We start from the raw sequence: 16,035 nt of genomic DNA on the forward strand, positions 1-16,035 counted from the left end.
TAAACTGCGCGGGTTTTTAGCCCCCCCCAATCCACCGGAGCCTTCCATGTCCCGCGTTACCCTGAGTCGCTATTTGATTGAGCAGACCCGTAGCAACAACACCCCTGCCGATCTGCGTTTCCTGATCGAAGTGGTGGCGCGCGCCTGCAAGGAAATCAGCCACGCCGTGTCCAAAGGCGCCCTCGGTGGTGTTCTGGGCAGCATGGACACCGAAAACGTCCAAGGCGAAGTGCAGAAGAAACTCGACGTGATCTCCAACGAGATCCTGCTCGAAGCCAACGAATGGGGCGGTCACCTGGCCGGCATGGCGTCCGAAGAAATGGACAATGCCTACCAGATCCCGGGCAAATACCCGAAAGGCGCGTACCTGCTGGTATTCGACCCGTTGGACGGCTCGTCGAACATCGATATCAACGCACCGGTCGGTACTATCTTCTCGGTGCTGCGTTGCCCGAGCGAATACCTGAGCCAGAACGAAGCCTTGAACGAAAAGGCTTTCCTGCAACCAGGCACCGAGCAGGTCGCCGCCGGTTATGCCATCTACGGCCCGCAGACCATGTTGGTGCTGACCCTGGGTGATGGCGTGAAAGGCTTTACCCTGGACCGTGAAATGGGCAGCTTTGTACTGACCCATGAAGACATCACGATCCCGGAGTCCACTCAGGAATTCGCAATCAACGCGTCCAACCAGCGTCACTGGGAAGCTCCGGTACAACGCTACGTTGGCGAGTTGCTGGCTGGCGAAGAAGGCCCGCTGAAAAAGAACTACAACATGCGCTGGGTCGCCGCGATGGTTGCCGACGTGCACCGCATCCTGACCCGTGGCGGTCTGTTCATGTACCCACGCGACAGCCGCGAGCCATCGAAGCCGGGCAAACTGCGCTTGATGTACGAAGCCAACCCGATGTCCTTCCTGGTTGAACAGGCTGGTGGCGCGTCCACTGATGGTCACCAGCGCATCCTCGACATTCAGCCTGAAGGCCTGCACCAGCGTGTAGCGGTGTACCTCGGCTCGAAAGAAGAAGTCGCACGCGTCACGGCTTACCACAAGGAATAAACATGACCGCGCCCTGGCAGCCGTTGCTCGAATGGTGGTTCGGTTCAGCCGACACACCGAATGAAGTAGCGGCTGACAAGGGCAAGTTATGGTTCGGCAAGCGCGACAGCCAGGACCTCGAAGCGCAGACGCGTTTCGGGGACTGGGTCGAGCAGGCACTGGCCGGCGGATTGACTGACTGGGCGCAACGCCCCGAAGGTTGGCTGGCCCTGGTGCTGCTGCTCGATCAACTTCCGCGAATGATCTTTCGCGACACTCCCAAATCCTTTTCAGGCGATCTCAGGGCTCAGGCACTGGTGGCGCAAGGCATCGCTGCGGATTTCGATCGGCAGTTGCAGCCGATCCAGCGGGTGTTTATCTACCTGGTGTTTGAGCATTGCGAGAATCTGGCGGTGCAGAACGAGGCGGTTTCGCGGTTTATCGATTTGGTAGCGCAGCAGCCTGAGGCGGATCGGGCGGTGTTTGCCGATAACCTGGATTATGCCGAGCGGCATCAGAAGGTGATTGCGCGGTTTGGACGGTTTCCGCACAGGAATGCGGTGTTGGGAAGGGAATCTACGGCTGAGGAGTTGGTGTTTCTTTCGGGGCCTGGTTCAAGGTTTTAGTTCGTCGTTGTTGCTGATGCCGTCTTCGCGAGCAGGCTCGCTCCCACATAGATCTTTGTGACGCTGGAGATCCACTGTGGGAGCGAGCCTGCTCGCGAAGGGGCCCGCAAAAGCGGCTTAAATCCTGAAGCTACCCACCAACTGCTTCAACCGCGCCGCCTGCCGCTCAAGATCGGCACATGCGCGCAAGGTCGACTGCAAGTTCTCCACACCTTCCTGATTCAGCGTGTTGATCTCGGTGATGTCGACGTTGATCGACTCCACCACCGCCGTCTGCTCTTCCGTTGCTGTGGCCACCGACTGGTTCATCCCGTCGATCTCACCGATCCGCTGAGTCACGCTGCCCAGACGTTCGCCCGCCTGGTTGGCGATGCCGACGCTGCTTTCGCTCTGGCGCTGGCTGTCGGTCATGGTGCTCACGGCTTCCCGGGCGCCGACTTGCAGCTCCTCGATCATCTTCTGCACTTGCTGCGCCGAATCTTGAGTACGGTGCGCGAGGTTACGCACCTCGTCCGCTACCACGGCAAAACCACGACCGGCTTCACCGGCACGGGCGGCTTCGATGGCGGCGTTGAGGGCCAGCAAGTTGGTCTGCTGGGAGATGCTGGTGATCACTTCCAGAATCTGCCCGATGTTCACGGTGTTGCTGTTGAGCGTTTCGATGTTGCCGCACGAATCGCTGATCTTCGCCGAGAGCTGCTGCATCGCCGCGATGGTTTTATCGACGACTTGCTGACCGTCTTCGGCCAATGCGCGAGCATCGCTCGAATGCTGAGAGGCGAGGGCGGCGTTCTGGGCGATTTCCTGGGCGGCGGCGCCCAGCTCGTTGATGGCGGCGGCCACGCTGCTGGTGCGCGAGGCTTGCTGGTCGGAGTTGAACATCGACGAGTTCGACGCGGCAACCACACGCAGCGCGACTTCATTGACCTGGCCAGTGGCCGAGGACACTTCGCGAATCGACGTATGAATGCGCTCCACAAAACGGTTGAACGAGGTGCCCAGCGCGCCGAATTCATCATGGCCGTGGATGGTCAGCCGTTTGGTCAGGTCGCCTTCACCTTCGGCGATGTCATGCATGGCGCGGCCCATGGTCAGCAACGGTTGCATCAAGAAGCTGATCAGCAAGCCCAACAGCGCGATGATGATCACCACGGCAATGACCATGGCGATGATCGCCGAAGTGCGGAATTCGCTAAGCATCGAGAACGCGGCGTCCTGATCCAGCACCATTGCCACGTACCAGTCTGCCGAGGGCACACCGTTGACGTGTGTAAAGGAGATGAATTGAGTCTTGCCGTCGATCTCGACTTCTTTCATGCCCGGGCTGACTTTCGGCGCGCCGTTCGGGTAGGCGTCGGTCAGGCTCTTGAGTACCAGTTTGCTGTCGGGGTGAATCAAAATCTTGCCGTCGGCACTGACGATAAAGGCATGGCCGTGGCCGCCGAAGTTCAGCGAGTTGATGATCGCGCTGACGCTGGACAGGTCAATGTCTGCGCCGGCGACGCCGATCATTTGGTTCTGATGTTTCACCGGGGTGGCAACGGTGATCACCAGTTTGCCCGACGACGCGGCGATATACGGTTCGGTGACGATGGTCTGTTGCGCGCTGTTGGCCGCCTTGTACCAGCCACGGGTGCGAGGGTCATAATCCGCCGCACGATTGCCGGCCGGGACTGAGAACATCACGCCGTCAGTACCGCCAAAATAGCTCAGCTGGAAATTACTGGTGTAGGCCGGCAGGTCGATGGCGCGCTTGAGGTTGGCCGGGGCGCTGCCGTCCACCGCAATCTGTTGGGACAGCGATTGCAGCAACTGAATGCGGCTTTCCAGCCAGGTCTGGATGTTGCTGGTGGTCAGGCTGCCGAGTTCCTGCATCGAGGATTCGGTACTGCTGCGCAGGGTTTGCCGCTGGCGGTAGTCGTTGAAGAGGATGAAACAGGCGAATGCAACGGCCACCACGAGGGCAGCAGCCAACAAGATCTTGTGGCTGAACTTCATGTTTCTGGTCATTAAATGAGCTACCGCGAAGAGGCTGGTCAACAAAGGGGCGTCAATTTGCCACAGTCGTGGGCTTGCGCTGCTTATATGTCGACTGAGCGGCGGCGAAGATTAGGCGGCTTTTGCGAAAACCGACGAAACACTCAACAGCAAACGAAAGTTCCTGATATTTCACGAAAGACAGACGAGCGGCCCACAAATAGCCGGCCAGCCACGGAACCAGACAGGGGTTTTCTCTTCTAAGCTTCAGCTTGGCAGTCATGCCATTCCCCTTCGCCCCAGGAGCTACACAATGTCGCTGCGTTCTATCGCCCTGCTTTCGTTCTGCGTTTTGTTGGCCGCGTGCAGCAAGGTCAATCAGGAAAACTACTCGAAGCTGTCGTCAGGCATGCCAAAGGCCGAGGTAGAAACCTTGCTGGGCAAACCCACCGACTGCTCGGGCGCGCTCGGCATGTCCAGTTGTACCTGGGGTGACAAGAACAGTTTTATCAGCGTGCAGTACGCCGGTGACCAAGTGCTGATGTTTTCCGGCCAAGGCCTGAAGTAATCCGGGGCTAAGCGCCCACGGGAGAAAAACAATGAAACGGTTACTGATAGTCCTTTTAGCCGGCCTGGTTTTGGCCGGCTGCGCCACTTCCGGCGTAGATCCGTTGGCACCGAAAACCGTCAACAGCGTCAATCTTAAGAAGTACCAAGGGACCTGGTACGAATTGGCCCGTCTGCCGATGTATTTCCAGCGCAACTGCGCGCAATCCGAAGCCCATTACACGCTCAAGCCTGACGGTAAGGTGTTGGTGCTGAACCGCTGTCTGACGGCGGACTGGCAATGGGAAGAGGCCAAAGGCACGGCGTGGCCACAGGTGCCGGGCAAAACCGACAAATTGTGGGTCGAGTTCGACAACTGGTTTTCGCGGCTGATCCCGGGTGCGGCGAAGGGCGAATACTGGGTGTTGTACGTCAGCGATGACTACAAGACCGCCATTGTTGGCGATCCAAGCCGCAAGTATCTGTGGTTGTTGTCACGGACCCCGACGGTCAATGGCGTTGTGCGTGAGGAATTGCTGAGCAAGGCGCGTCAGCAAGGTTACGACACCACGCGACTGATCTGGCGCGCGACGGATACGCAGATGGCCAAGACTTCGAACTAGCGGCCAGCGCATAACCATGTGGGAGCGGGCTTGCTCGCGAAGGGGTCGTCACATTCAACAGAGATGTTGACTGACAGACCGCTTTCGCGAGCAAGCCCGCTCCCACATTTGTTTTGTGTCAGCCCAGTAGATCGCGCAGGACCTGGGTGAAGGCGCGGTTGCTTTCTTCTTCCGCGGCATGACGCCCGTCGCGCACAACCCACTGGCCATTGACCAGCACATCCCGCACCTGGCGGTCGCCACCGGCAAACAACCAACGATTCAGAATCCCGTCGCCACTGGCTGTCGCCAGGTACGGATCGTTGCCATCCAGCACCAGCCAATCCGCACGTTTGCCAACTTCCAGCGCTCCAATCTGCTGACCCAACGCCTGAGCCCCGCCATCCAGCGCTGCGTCGTACAATGTGCGGCCAACCATTGGCTGATCCGCGCCATACAAGCGATTACGTCGTTGGTCGCGCAGACGCTGGCCATATTCCAACCAGCGCAACTCTTCCACCACGCTCAATGACACATGACTGTCGGAACCGATCCCCATGCGCCCGCCCTGAGCGAGGAAATCCACCGCCGGGAAGATCCCGTCGCCGAGGTTGGCTTCGGTCGTCAGGCACAAGCCGGCGATGGCGCGACTCTTGGCCATCAGCGTAACTTCTTCCGGGTTGGCGTGGGTCGCGTGAACCAGGCACCAGCGTTGATCGACCTCAGTGTTTTCGTACAGCCATTGCAGTGGACGGCGACCGCTCCAGCCCAGGCAGTCGTCAACTTCCTTCTGTTGCTCGGCGATGTGAATGTGCACCGGGCACTGCTTGTCGCTGGCGGCCAGCACTTCGCTGATTTGCTGCGGTGTTACCGCACGCAACGAGTGGAAACACAAACCCAGCGACTGCGCCGGTTGCTGCGCCAGGATCGGCTGCAAGCGCGACTGAAGCTTGAGGTAGTTTTCGGTGCTGTTGATAAAGCGACGCTGACCTTCGTTCGGGACCTGGCCGCCGAAACCGGAATGGCTGTAGAGCACCGGTAGCAACGTCAGGCCGATGCCGGCAGAACTGGCGGCCTGGCTGATGCGCAGCGCCAGTTCGGCTGGGTCCGCGTAAGGCTGGCCGTTGGTGTCGTGATGTACGTAATGAAATTCCGCGACCGAGGTGTAACCGGCCTTGAGCATTTCGATGTACAGCTGACGAGCGATGACGCCGAGCTGTTCCGGGCTGATTTTTCCGACGAGGCGATACATCAAATCGCGCCAGGTCCAGAAACTGTCGTTCGGATTACCCGCCACTTCCGCCAGCCCGGCCATGGCCCGCTGGAAGGCATGGGAGTGCAAATTCGGCATACCCGGCAGCAGCGGACCGCTAAGCCGTTCGGCGTCATCTGCGTGGGAATCGGCCTGGATATGGGTCAACACGCCATCGGCACTGACCTCAAGACGTACATTGTTGGCCCATCCACTAGGCAGCAGCGCGCGTTCGGCAAAGAAGGCGGACATGGTTCAGCACCCCATCGTGTGTTATTTGTATATACATATACAGACGTTTGCCTGCTCGGTAAACTCCGGCAAGCTAGCAACCTCTAATAGATGACCAAGGATTAAACGTGCCGACTCCGCCTGCCACATTGCCGCCGAATGCCAATCTGAGCGCCAATCTGGGCGACAGTCCGGCGCCCTTGTACGCCCGCGTCAAACAGATGATCACCCAGCAAATCGACAGTGGAAACTGGCCGCCGCACTGCCGCGTTCCGTCGGAAAGCGAGCTGGTCAACCAGCTGGGCTTCAGCCGCATGACCATCAACCGTGCCCTGCGCGAGATGACCGCCGACGGTCTGTTGGTGCGCATGCAAGGTGTCGGGACTTTTGTTGCTGAGCCGAAAAGTCAGTCCGCGCTGTTTGAAGTGCACAACATCGCGGACGAAATTGCCTCCCGTGGCCATCGTCATACCTGCAAGGTCATCACCCTCGAAGAAGAGGCCGCCGGTTCCGAGCGCGCCTTGGCGCTGGACATGCGTGAAGGCCAGAAAGTCTTTCACTCGCTGATCGTGCATTTCGAAAACGATATCCCGGTGCAAATCGAAGACCGTTTCGTCAACGCACTGGTGGCGCCGGACTACCTCAAGCAGGACTTCACCCTGCAAACGCCATACGCCTATCTGAACCAGGTCGCGCCGCTGACCGAAGGCGAGCATGTGGTCGAGGCGATTCTGGCTGAAGCCACCGAGTGCAAATTGCTGCAGATTGAAAAGGGCGAGCCGTGCCTGCTGATCCGCCGCCGCACCTGGTCCGGCCGTCAGCCGGTGACTGCCGCCCGCTTGATTCACCCCGGTTCCCGTCATCGTCTGGAAGGACGGTTTCATAAATAGAGAGCCATAAATGAGTCAGTTAAAAGTTTTGCGCGCGGTTGATTACCCGCGCATGCCGTGGAAAAACGGCGGCGGCAGCACCGAAGAAATCACCCGCGATGCGGGCACCGGTCTTGACGGTTTTGGCTGGCGCCTGTCGATTGCCGATATTGGCGAGTCGGGCGGCTTCTCGACGTTCGCCGGCTATGAGCGGGTGATCACCGTATTGCAAGGCGACGGCATGACCTTGCGGGTTGATGGTCAGGACACTCAGCCATTGTTACCGCTGGACCCATTTGCTTTCAGCGGCGAGAGCCAGGTTTCCTGCACATTGCTCGGTGGGCCGATCCGCGACTTCAACCTGATTTATGCACCGCAGCGTTATAGCGCGCGATTGCAGTGGCTGGACGGCGAGCAGCGGTTTTTCAGCTCAGCAGGCACCGTACTCGTATTTAGTGTCACTGACGAGCTTGAAGTGAAGGTCGGTAACAGTGCCTCACAGCTCGGTCGCCATGACTGCCTGCAACTCGACGGTAACGCCGGTTTGCTGGAGGTTTCCAGCAATGGCGCCTGCTGTGTGATCGAACTGACTGCACGCTGATTCAAGATTCTTAAAAGATCGCAGCCTCGTTTCACTCGACAGCTCCTACAGGATGAACGCCATTCTCTGTAGGAGCTGTCGAGTGAAACGAGGCTGCGATCTTTTGCTTTCCAGCGTTCCCCAAAGCGCACCACTTTGTTACCGAACGCCCCAGCGTGGCGCAAAACCACGCCAAGTAACAGCGGTCACGCCTCTCGCAAAATCCCCCCGAAAAATTTCATCTTTGCCAGAACGCTTGATCCAGGCGCCTTCCAGCCCTTTCAAAACTTTTCTTGAACACACATCCAGCAAGTTGGCCGCTTGATTGCATATGCTTGTATGTACAAGTAAAGACGTATGCGTATGAGTCGACCGAGACTCCTCGCAGCGTCCACTGATTCGCTTGTGACGCTTTGACGCGCACAGGCTGGCTTACCCACCGCCAGGGTTGGTTTGGATTGATCGCTGAGGAGTCTTTTTCGTGACTGACAATACCCAGAAACCTACTACCGCCTCTTTTACAAAGCACCGTGACGTTGAAATCCGCGCTGCTCGCGGTAACAAGCTGACCGCCAAGAGCTGGCTGACCGAAGCGCCGCTGCGCATGTTGATGAACAACCTCGACCCGGAAGTCGCCGAGAACCCTAAAGAACTGGTGGTTTACGGTGGTATCGGTCGTGCGGCGCGCAACTGGGAGTGCTACGACAAGATCGTCGAAAGCCTGACCAACCTGAATGACGACGAGACCCTGCTGGTGCAATCCGGCAAGCCGGTCGGCGTGTTCAAGACCCACAGCAACGCCCCGCGTGTACTGATCGCCAACTCCAACCTGGTGCCACACTGGGCGAGCTGGGAACACTTCAACGAACTCGACGCCAAAGGCCTGGCCATGTACGGCCAGATGACCGCCGGCAGCTGGATCTACATCGGCAGCCAGGGCATCGTCCAGGGCACCTACGAAACCTTCGTCGAAGCCGGTCGCCAACACTATAACGATGACCTGAAAGGTCGTTGGGTCCTGACCGCAGGCCTCGGCGGCATGGGCGGCGCTCAACCTCTGGCCGCGACCCTGGCCGGCGCCTGCTCGCTGAACATCGAATGCCAGCAGGTCAGCATCGATTTCCGCCTGAACAGCCGTTATGTCGATGAGCAAGCCACCGACCTCGACGACGCGCTGGCCCGCATCGCCAAATACACCAAGGAAGGCAAGGCGATTTCCATCGCCCTGCTGGGCAACGCGGCTGAAATCCTGCCGGAACTGGTCAAGCGTGGCGTGCGCCCAGACATGGTCACCGACCAGACCAGCGCCCACGACCCGCTCAACGGTTACCTGCCAGCCGGCTGGACCTGGGACGAATACCGCGCTCGCGCCAAGACCGAGCCTGCTGCCGTGGTCAAAGCCGCCAAGCAGTCCATGGCCGTGCATGTAAAAGCGATGCTCGACTTCCAGAAAATGGGCATTCCGACCTTCGACTACGGCAACAACATCCGCCAGATGGCGCAAGAAGAAGGCGTCGAGAACGCGTTCGATTTCCCGGGTTTCGTACCGGCTTATATCCGTCCGCTGTTCTGCCGCGGCATTGGCCCGTTCCGTTGGGCTGCACTGTCGGGCGACCCGCAGGACATCTACAAGACCGACGCCAAAGTAAAAGAACTGATCCCGGACGACGCACACTTGCACAACTGGCTGGACATGGCCCGTGAGCGCATCAGCTTCCAGGGTCTGCCGGCACGTATCTGCTGGGTTGGCCTGGGCTTGCGCGCCAAGCTTGGTCTGGCGTTCAACGAAATGGTTCGCAGCGGTGAACTGTCCGCGCCAATCGTGATCGGTCGCGACCACCTGGACTCCGGCTCTGTTGCCAGTCCGAACCGCGAAACCGAATCGATGCAGGACGGTTCCGACGCTGTGTCCGACTGGCCACTGCTCAACGCTCTGCTCAATACCGCGAGCGGCGCGACCTGGGTTTCCCTGCATCACGGTGGCGGCGTCGGCATGGGCTTCTCCCAGCACTCGGGCATGGTGATTGTCTGCGACGGTACTGACGAAGCGGCCGAGCGTATTGCTCGCGTGCTGCACAACGACCCGGCCACCGGTGTCATGCGTCACGCCGATGCGGGTTACCAGATCGCAATCGACTGCGCCAAGGAGCAGGGGCTGAACCTGCCGATGATTACCGGCAAGTAATGCTTGCCCCTGTAGGAGCTGCCGAAGGCTGCGATCTTTTGGCGTCGTCACTGACGCCGGAGATCAAGATCAAAAGATCGCAGCCTCGTTTCACTCGACAGCTCCTACACAGCTCCGACAGAGAAACAACAACACCGAATAACAATCCACAGAGGTTGAATCATGGCTGTTAACAACGATCGTGCAGACAGTGAACCGTTGATCGAGAAACGCTCGATCGACTACATCCCGGAAGCGGAAAGACACGGTCGTCTGTTGAGCCAGTTCACCCTGTGGATGGGGGCCAACCTGCAAATCACCGCGATTGTCACCGGGGCCCTGGCCGTGGTGCTGGGCGGTGATGTGTTCTGGTCGTTGATCGGTCTGTTGATCGGTCAACTGCTCGGCGGTGGGGTGATGGCGCTGCATGCGGCGCAAGGTCCCAAGCTTGGCCTGCCGCAGATGATTTCCAGCCGGGTACAGTTCGGCGTGTATGGCGCGGCCATCCCGATCGTGCTGGTCTGTTTGATGTACCTCGGCTTCACCGCAACGGGAACGGTGCTTTCCGGCCAGGCGCTGGGCCAGTTGTTTGGCGTCAGCGACAGCGTCGGCATCCTGATCTTCGCCAGTGTCATCGTGCTGGTCACGGTGCTCGGTTATCGGGTGATCCATTTCATTGGCCGTGTCGCCAGCGTCATCGGTGTGATTGCCTTTGTTTATCTGTTTAGCCGTCTGATGAGCCAGACTGACGTTGGCGCGCTCCTGCAAATCCGCCACTTCAGCTGGAGCAGCTTCCTGCTCGCGGTGTCGCTCGCGGCATCCTGGCAGATCGCTTTCGGCCCCTACGTGGCTGACTATTCACGCTACCTGCCGAGCAAGACGTCCTCGGTGAAAACCTTTTTCGCCGCTGGCGCCGGTTCGGTCATTGGCGCACAGGTGGCGATGATCCTCGGCGTGTTTGCTGCGGCCTCGGCCAACGGGCAATTCGCCGGCCATGAAGTGGCCTACATCGTTGGTCTGGGCGGTACCGGTGCCACCGCTGCGCTGCTGTACTTCAGCATCGCGTTCGGCAAGGTCACCATCTCCACGCTCAATTCCTACGGCAGCTTCATGTGCATTGCCACCATCATCAGCGGTTTCCGTGGTCACCTGCAGGTAACGCGCTTGCAGCGTCTGGTCTTCGTGCTGGTTATCGTCGGTACTGCGACCCTCATTGCGTTGCTCGGCCAGCACTCGTTCCTCGGTGCGTTCAAGTCCTTCATCCTGTTCTTGCTGGCTTTCTTTACGCCATGGAGCGCGATCAACCTGGTGGACTACTACTGCATCACCCGCGAACGCTATGACGTGCCGGCGTTGGCAGATCCGAACGGTCGCTACGGCCGCTGGAATCCCCTCGGTATCAGCGTCTATGTCTTCGGTGTACTGGTGCAACTGCCGTTCATCTCCACCAAGTTCTATACCGGTCCGCTGGTAGACGCCCTGGGTGGTGTGGATATTTCCTGGATCATCGGTCTGGTGCTACCCGCAGCCCTGTATTACGTGTGCGCAAAAAAATGGCACGGCTCGGTACCCGATCAACTGATTCTGCCGGTCGAGCAGGACAACGTTGCATCACCTAATAAAACAAGCGGGGCTGGTCGCGCTGCGGCGCAGGCCTGATTGGACGTGGACAGGGCTGGATGCCTCTTGACTGCCGTAAGCCAATTCATGATTAGGAGCGTCACTACAATGAAATCGAACAAGACCCTGCTGACCACATTGCTTTCCATGGGCCTGCTGGCCAGTGCCGGCGCCACTCAGGCGGCCGGTTGGTGCGAGTCGGGCAAACCGGTGAAGTTCGCCGGCCTGAACTGGGAAAGCGGCATGCTACTGACCGACGTGATGCAAATCGTGTTGGAGAAGGGCTACGACTGTAAGACGGACAGCCTGCCAGGGAACTCCATCACCATGGAAAACGCCCTTAGCAGCAATGACATTCAAGTGTTCGCCGAAGAATGGGTCGGCCGTAGCGAGGTTTGGAACAAGGCCGAGAAGGCCGGCAAAGTCGTCGGTGTCGGCGCTCCGGTGGTGGGTGCGATCGAAGGCTGGTACGTGCCGCGTTACGTGATCGAAGGCGACGCCAAGCGCAAGCTGGAACCCAAGGCACCGGACCTGAAAAACATCGCCGACCTGGCCAAGTACGCCGCCGTGTTCAAGGATCAGGAAGAACCAGCCAAGGGCCGTTTCTACAACTGCCCGGCCGGCTGGACCTGTGAGCTGGACAACAGCGAAATGCTCAAAAGCTACGGTCTGGAAAGCACCTACACCAACTTCCGCCCAGGCACCGGCCCGGCGCTGGATGCCGCCGTGCTGTCGAGCTACAAGCGTGGCGAGCCGATCCTGTTCTACTACTGGTCGCCAACCCCGCTGATGGGCCAGGTGGACCTGGTCAAACTCGAAGAGAAACCAGGCGTGGACAAGCGCGTGACCATCAAGGTCGGCCTGTCCAAGACCTTCCACGAGCAAGCCCCGGAACTGGTGGCCGTGCTGGAAAAAGTCAACCTGCCGATCGACCTGCTCAACCAGAACCTCGGACGCATGGCCAAAGAGCGGATCGAATCACCAAAACTGGCGAAAATCTTCCTCAAGGAACATCCTGAAGTCTGGCACGCATGGGTGAGCGAAGAAGCAGCCAAAAAAATCGACGCGGCCTTGTAGGTTGAGTTTCTCCGACTGCCGTCAGCGGCAGTCGGATGCTTGATCGCAACCCCTTGATTGAGAGTCTCTTATGTTTCCCGAAAGCTTTACCTTTTCCATCGCCGACTGGGTCAACAGTTGGGTCGATTCGCTGGTCACCAACTACGGCGACGTGTTCCGCAGCATCTCCGACACCCTGTTGTGGGCCATCGTCAATCTTGAAGGGCTGCTGCGGGCGGCGCCCTGGTGGCTGATGCTGGCAATCGTGGCGGGCGTTGCCTGGCACGCGACCCGCAAAGTCGTGACCACCGCGGTGATCGTGGGCTTATTGTTCCTGGTCGGTGCGGTCGGCCTCTGGGACAAGCTGATGCAGACCTTGGCGCTGATGATGGTGGCCACGGTCATTTCGGTGCTGATCGGCATTCCGCTGGGCATTCTCTCGGCACGCAGCAATCGCCTGCGTTCGGTGCTGATGCCGCTGCTGGACATCATGCAGACCATGCCGAGTTTCGTGTACCTGATCCCGGTGCTGATGCTGTTCGGCCTGGGCAAGGTCCCGGCGATTTTCGCCACCGTGATCTACGCCGCGCCACCGCTGATCCGCTTGACTGATCTGGGCATACGCCAGGTCGACGGTGAGGTGATGGAAGCGATCAACGCCTTCGGTGCCAACCGTTGGCAGCAACTGTTTGGCGTGCAACTGCCGCTGGCCCTGCCGAGCATCATGGCCGGGATCAATCAGACCACGATGATGGCCCTGTCGATGGTAGTCATTGCCTCGATGATCGGTGCCCGAGGCCTGGGTGAAGACGTGTTAGTGGGAATTCAGACCCTCAACGTCGGACGTGGCCTTGAAGCCGGTCTGGCGATCGTGATTCTGGCAGTGGTTATCGACCGCATTACTCAAGCGTACGGTCGGCCACGGCATGAGGTGAGCAAATGAACAACGAAGCCATCAGCAAAATCGAAGTCAAAAACGTCTTCAAGATTTTCGGCAACCGTTCCAAGGAAGCGCTGGGCATGATTGGCCAAGGCAAAACCAAGGATCAGGTGCTGGCCGAAACCGGCTGCGTGGTTGGCGTGAATGACTTGTCCCTGAGCATCGCCACCGGCGAGATCTTCGTGATCATGGGCCTGTCGGGCTCCGGCAAGTCCACCCTGGTGCGCCACTTCAATCGCCTGATCGACCCTACCAGCGGCGCGATCCTGGTGGACGGCGTGGACATCCTGCAATACGACATGGAAGCCCTGCGCGAATTTCGTCGGCACAAGATCAGCATGGTGTTCCAGAGCTTTGGCCTGCTGCCGCACAAGACGGTGGTGGATAACGTCGCCTACGGCCTGAAAGTGCGTGGCGAGACCAAGCAAATGTGCTCCGAGCGCGCGCTGCACTGGATCAACACCGTGGGCCTCAAGGGCTACGAAAACAAATACCCGCATCAGCTTTCCGGCGGTATGCGCCAGCGTGTGGGCCTGGCCCGCGCCCTGGCGGCGGACACCGACATCATCCTGATGGACGAAGCCTTCAGTGCGCTCGACCCGCTGATTCGCGCGGAGATGCAGGACCAGTTGCTGGAACTGCAAAAGACCCTGCACAAGACCATCGTCTTCATCACCCACGACCTCGACGAGGCCGTGCGTATCGGCAACCGCATTGCGATCCTCAAGGATGGGCGACTGATTCAGGTCGGCACGCCGAGAGAGATCCTGCATTCGCCGGCGGATGAGTATGTGGATCGGTTCGTTCAGCGGCGGGCGGCGGTGGTTTAAAGATTTGCGGTGATTGGGCCGGCCTCTTCGCGAGCAGGCTCGCTCCCACATTGAAATGCGTACCCCTGTGGGAGCGAGCCTGCTCGCGAAAGCGCCGGTGAAGCTGCATCAATATTCAAGTTGTACGGTTGAGGTCAATGATGTCCCAAGCTGAAAAAATCGTTATCGCAGGCGACCACCTGCGTTGGCAGGATGTGGTCGCCGTCGCCCGCCATGGCGCACAGCTTGAGCTGTCGCCACAGGTCTGGGCGCGGATCGAAAATGCCCAGGCCATCGTCCAGCGCATCGTCGCCAGTGGCGAGCGTGCCTATGGCGTCAACACCGGTCTGGGCGCGTTGTGCAACGTCTCGCTCAAAGACGAGCAACTCAGCCAGCTGTCGCGCAACACCTTGCTCAGCCACGCCTGTGGCGTCGGCGCTCCGCTGACCGATGAGCAAACCCGCGCGATCATGTGTGCGGCGATCCGCAATTACAGTCACGGCAAATCCGGCATTCACCGGCAGGTGGTCGAAGCCCTGCTCGCGCTGCTCAACCGCGGCATCACCCCGCAAGTGCCGTCCCAGGGTTCGGTGGGTTACCTGACCCACATGGCCCACATCAGCATTGCGCTGCTGGGTGTTGGCAATGTCAGCTATCGTGGGCAGATCGTTTCTGCACAGCACGCTTTGGCTGAAGAAGGTTTGCAACCGGTCCAGCTCGGCGCCAAAGATGGCTTGTGCCTGGTCAACGGCACGCCGTGCATGACCGGCCTCAGCTGCCTGGCGCTGGCCGACGCGACGCGTCTGGTGCAATGGGCTGACGTGATCGGCGCCATGAGCTTCGAGGCCCAGCGTGGCCAGATTGCTGCGTTCGATGCCGAGATCATCGCGCTCAAACCACACCCTGGCATGCAGCAAGTCGGCATCAACTTGCGGGCGCTGCTCGATGGCAGTGAAGTGATCGCCAGCAGTAAAGGTATTCGCACTCAGGATGCGTTGAGTATCCGCTCGATTCCACAAGTCCACGGCGCCGCTCGCGATCAGCTTGAGCACGCCAAAAAGCAGATCGAAACCGAACTCAATTCCGTCACCGACAACCCGATGCTACTGGGCACACCGGACAATTTCCGGGTGATGTCCCAGGCCAACCCGCACGGCCAGTCAGTGGCATTGGCGGCGGATTTGCTGGCGATTGCCATGGCCGAAATCGGCTCCATCGCCGAACGTCGCCTGGACCGCCTGATCAACCCGCATGTCAGCGGTTTGCCGGCATTCCTGGTGGCCAACCCGGGGGTGAATTCCGGGATGATGATCGTCCAGTACGTCGCCGCCTCGCTGTGCGCGGAAAACCGTCAGTTGGCGCAACCGGCAGTCCTCGACAACTACGTCACCTCGGGCCTGCAGGAAGACCACTTGAGCATGGGCACCAACGCGGCGCTGAAGCTGCACCGAGCGTTGGAAAACTGCACGCAGATCCTTGCGATTGAGTATTTGCTGGCGGCCCAGGCATTTGAATTTTTGAAAGAACAACGTTTTGGCGCAGGCACAGATACCGCGTGGCGACTGCTGCGTGAACGCGTCCCGGCCTACGACCAGGACCGCTGGCTGGCTCCAGACATTGCGGCGGCTGCCGGTGTGTTGAAAGACCCGATTTTGCTGCACAACGCTTTACCGAACCTGAACTGATTCCTACATCAAACCAGCGTGCCAAGGCGCCAGCCCCCCAAA

15 protein-coding genes and 1 pseudogene are annotated in these 16,035 nt (G+C 59.4%); 12 read left to right on the forward strand and 4 right to left on the reverse strand.

Annotated elements, in window-relative coordinates:
* Positions 1-46: 46 nt before the first annotated feature.
* Positions 47-1,057 carry a class 1 fructose-bisphosphatase gene (locus ACYZTX_RS03115; protein WP_462032906.1) on the forward strand — a complete coding sequence of 337 codons (1,011 nt, stop codon included), beginning with the start codon at positions 47-49 and terminating at the stop codon, positions 1,055-1,057.
* Between the two features lie 2 nt (positions 1,058-1,059).
* Positions 1,060-1,662 carry a DUF924 family protein gene (locus ACYZTX_RS03120; RefSeq protein WP_462032907.1) on the forward strand — a complete coding sequence of 201 codons (603 nt, stop codon included), beginning with the start codon at positions 1,060-1,062 and terminating at the stop codon, positions 1,660-1,662.
* Between the two features lie 117 nt (positions 1,663-1,779).
* Here ACYZTX_RS03120 and ACYZTX_RS03125 read toward each other — a convergent pair whose 3' ends face one another.
* The 3 genes and pseudogenes from ACYZTX_RS03125 to ACYZTX_RS03135 all read right to left on the reverse strand — a co-directional run bounded on the left by ACYZTX_RS03125 (position 1,780) and on the right by ACYZTX_RS03135 (position 3,922).
* A complete protein-coding gene (locus ACYZTX_RS03125) occupies positions 1,780-2,544 on the reverse strand; it encodes a methyl-accepting chemotaxis protein (RefSeq protein WP_462032330.1) in 765 nt (254 codons plus the stop codon).
* A gap of 93 nt (positions 2,545-2,637) precedes the next feature.
* Positions 2,638-3,672 (reverse strand): annotated as a pseudogene (locus ACYZTX_RS03130) (HAMP domain-containing protein); the annotation flags it as partial.
* Between the two features lie 40 nt (positions 3,673-3,712).
* Entirely contained in the window at positions 3,713-3,922 is a 210-nt protein-coding gene (locus tag ACYZTX_RS03135; RefSeq protein WP_449642774.1) for a hypothetical protein, read from the reverse strand.
* Between the two features lie 30 nt (positions 3,923-3,952).
* Between ACYZTX_RS03135 and ACYZTX_RS03140 the strand changes: the two genes are divergently transcribed.
* A complete protein-coding gene (locus tag ACYZTX_RS03140) occupies positions 3,953-4,207 on the forward strand; it encodes a hypothetical protein (protein ID WP_131061244.1) in 255 nt (84 codons plus the stop codon).
* A 31-nt stretch (positions 4,208-4,238) separates the two neighbouring features.
* Positions 4,239-4,808, forward strand: a complete 570-nt coding sequence (locus tag ACYZTX_RS03145; protein WP_462032908.1) for a lipocalin family protein — start codon at positions 4,239-4,241, stop codon at positions 4,806-4,808.
* Between the two features lie 118 nt (positions 4,809-4,926).
* Here the strand turns inward: ACYZTX_RS03145 and ACYZTX_RS03150 are convergent, their stop codons facing one another.
* A complete protein-coding gene (locus tag ACYZTX_RS03150) occupies positions 4,927-6,291 on the reverse strand; it encodes a formimidoylglutamate deiminase (protein ID WP_462032909.1) in 1,365 nt (454 codons plus the stop codon).
* A gap of 200 nt (positions 6,292-6,491) precedes the next feature.
* Between ACYZTX_RS03150 and hutC the strand changes: the two genes are divergently transcribed.
* The 8 genes from hutC (at position 6,492) to hutH (ending at position 15,993) form a co-directional block, all read left to right on the forward strand.
* Positions 6,492-7,160 carry a histidine utilization repressor gene (gene hutC / locus ACYZTX_RS03155; RefSeq protein WP_462036977.1) on the forward strand — a complete coding sequence of 223 codons (669 nt, stop codon included), beginning with the start codon at positions 6,492-6,494 and terminating at the stop codon, positions 7,158-7,160.
* A gap of 10 nt (positions 7,161-7,170) precedes the next feature.
* Positions 7,171-7,740, forward strand: coding sequence for a HutD/Ves family protein (locus tag ACYZTX_RS03160; protein WP_462032910.1), 570 nt, complete (start codon positions 7,171-7,173; stop codon positions 7,738-7,740).
* A gap of 460 nt (positions 7,741-8,200) precedes the next feature.
* Entirely contained in the window at positions 8,201-9,904 is a 1,704-nt protein-coding gene (gene hutU, locus ACYZTX_RS03165; RefSeq protein ID WP_462032911.1) for a urocanate hydratase, read from the forward strand.
* Between the two features lie 162 nt (positions 9,905-10,066).
* Positions 10,067-11,542 (forward strand): purine-cytosine permease family protein, encoded by a 1,476-nt coding sequence (locus tag ACYZTX_RS03170; RefSeq protein WP_462032912.1) that lies wholly within the window; start codon positions 10,067-10,069, stop codon positions 11,540-11,542.
* A gap of 69 nt (positions 11,543-11,611) precedes the next feature.
* The gene (locus ACYZTX_RS03175; RefSeq protein ID WP_462032913.1) at positions 11,612-12,580 is read left to right on the forward strand and encodes an ABC transporter substrate-binding protein; all 969 of its coding nucleotides are present in this window, start codon (positions 11,612-11,614) and stop codon (positions 12,578-12,580) included.
* A 70-nt stretch (positions 12,581-12,650) separates the two neighbouring features.
* A complete protein-coding gene (locus tag ACYZTX_RS03180; protein WP_074872803.1) occupies positions 12,651-13,502 on the forward strand; it encodes an ABC transporter permease in 852 nt (283 codons plus the stop codon).
* Entirely contained in the window at positions 13,499-14,329 is an 831-nt protein-coding gene (locus ACYZTX_RS03185; RefSeq protein ID WP_462032914.1) for a quaternary amine ABC transporter ATP-binding protein, read from the forward strand. The genes ACYZTX_RS03180 and ACYZTX_RS03185 overlap by 4 nt, the downstream gene beginning before the upstream one ends.
* 140 nt (positions 14,330-14,469) lie before the next feature.
* A complete protein-coding gene (gene hutH, locus ACYZTX_RS03190) occupies positions 14,470-15,993 on the forward strand; it encodes a histidine ammonia-lyase (RefSeq protein WP_462032915.1) in 1,524 nt (507 codons plus the stop codon).
* The last annotated feature ends 42 nt before the right edge of the window (positions 15,994-16,035 follow it).

The sequence above is a fragment of the Pseudomonas sp. MDT1-17 genome (assembly GCF_054898105.1).

Coding starts and splice junctions, on each gene's coding strand:
- ACYZTX_RS03115 (WP_462032906.1), top strand. CDS start 47: ATGTCCCGCGTTACCCTGAGTCGCTATTTGATTGAGCAGACCCGTAGC.
- ACYZTX_RS03120 (WP_462032907.1), top strand. CDS start 1,060: ATGACCGCGCCCTGGCAGCCGTTGCTCGAATGGTGGTTCGGTTCAGCC.
- ACYZTX_RS03125 (WP_462032330.1), bottom strand. CDS start 2,544: ATGTTCAACTCCGACCAGCAAGCCTCGCGCACCAGCAGCGTGGCCGCC.
- ACYZTX_RS03135 (WP_449642774.1), bottom strand. CDS start 3,922: ATGACTGCCAAGCTGAAGCTTAGAAGAGAAAACCCCTGTCTGGTTCCG.
- ACYZTX_RS03140 (WP_131061244.1), top strand. CDS start 3,953: ATGTCGCTGCGTTCTATCGCCCTGCTTTCGTTCTGCGTTTTGTTGGCC.
- ACYZTX_RS03145 (WP_462032908.1), top strand. CDS start 4,239: ATGAAACGGTTACTGATAGTCCTTTTAGCCGGCCTGGTTTTGGCCGGC.
- ACYZTX_RS03150 (WP_462032909.1), bottom strand. CDS start 6,291: ATGTCCGCCTTCTTTGCCGAACGCGCGCTGCTGCCTAGTGGATGGGCC.
- hutC (WP_462036977.1), top strand. CDS start 6,492: ATGATCACCCAGCAAATCGACAGTGGAAACTGGCCGCCGCACTGCCGC.
- ACYZTX_RS03160 (WP_462032910.1), top strand. CDS start 7,171: ATGAGTCAGTTAAAAGTTTTGCGCGCGGTTGATTACCCGCGCATGCCG.
- ACYZTX_RS03170 (WP_462032912.1), top strand. CDS start 10,067: ATGGCTGTTAACAACGATCGTGCAGACAGTGAACCGTTGATCGAGAAA.
- ACYZTX_RS03175 (WP_462032913.1), top strand. CDS start 11,612: ATGAAATCGAACAAGACCCTGCTGACCACATTGCTTTCCATGGGCCTG.
- ACYZTX_RS03180 (WP_074872803.1), top strand. CDS start 12,651: ATGTTTCCCGAAAGCTTTACCTTTTCCATCGCCGACTGGGTCAACAGT.
- ACYZTX_RS03185 (WP_462032914.1), top strand. CDS start 13,499: ATGAACAACGAAGCCATCAGCAAAATCGAAGTCAAAAACGTCTTCAAG.
- hutH (WP_462032915.1), top strand. CDS start 14,470: ATGTCCCAAGCTGAAAAAATCGTTATCGCAGGCGACCACCTGCGTTGG.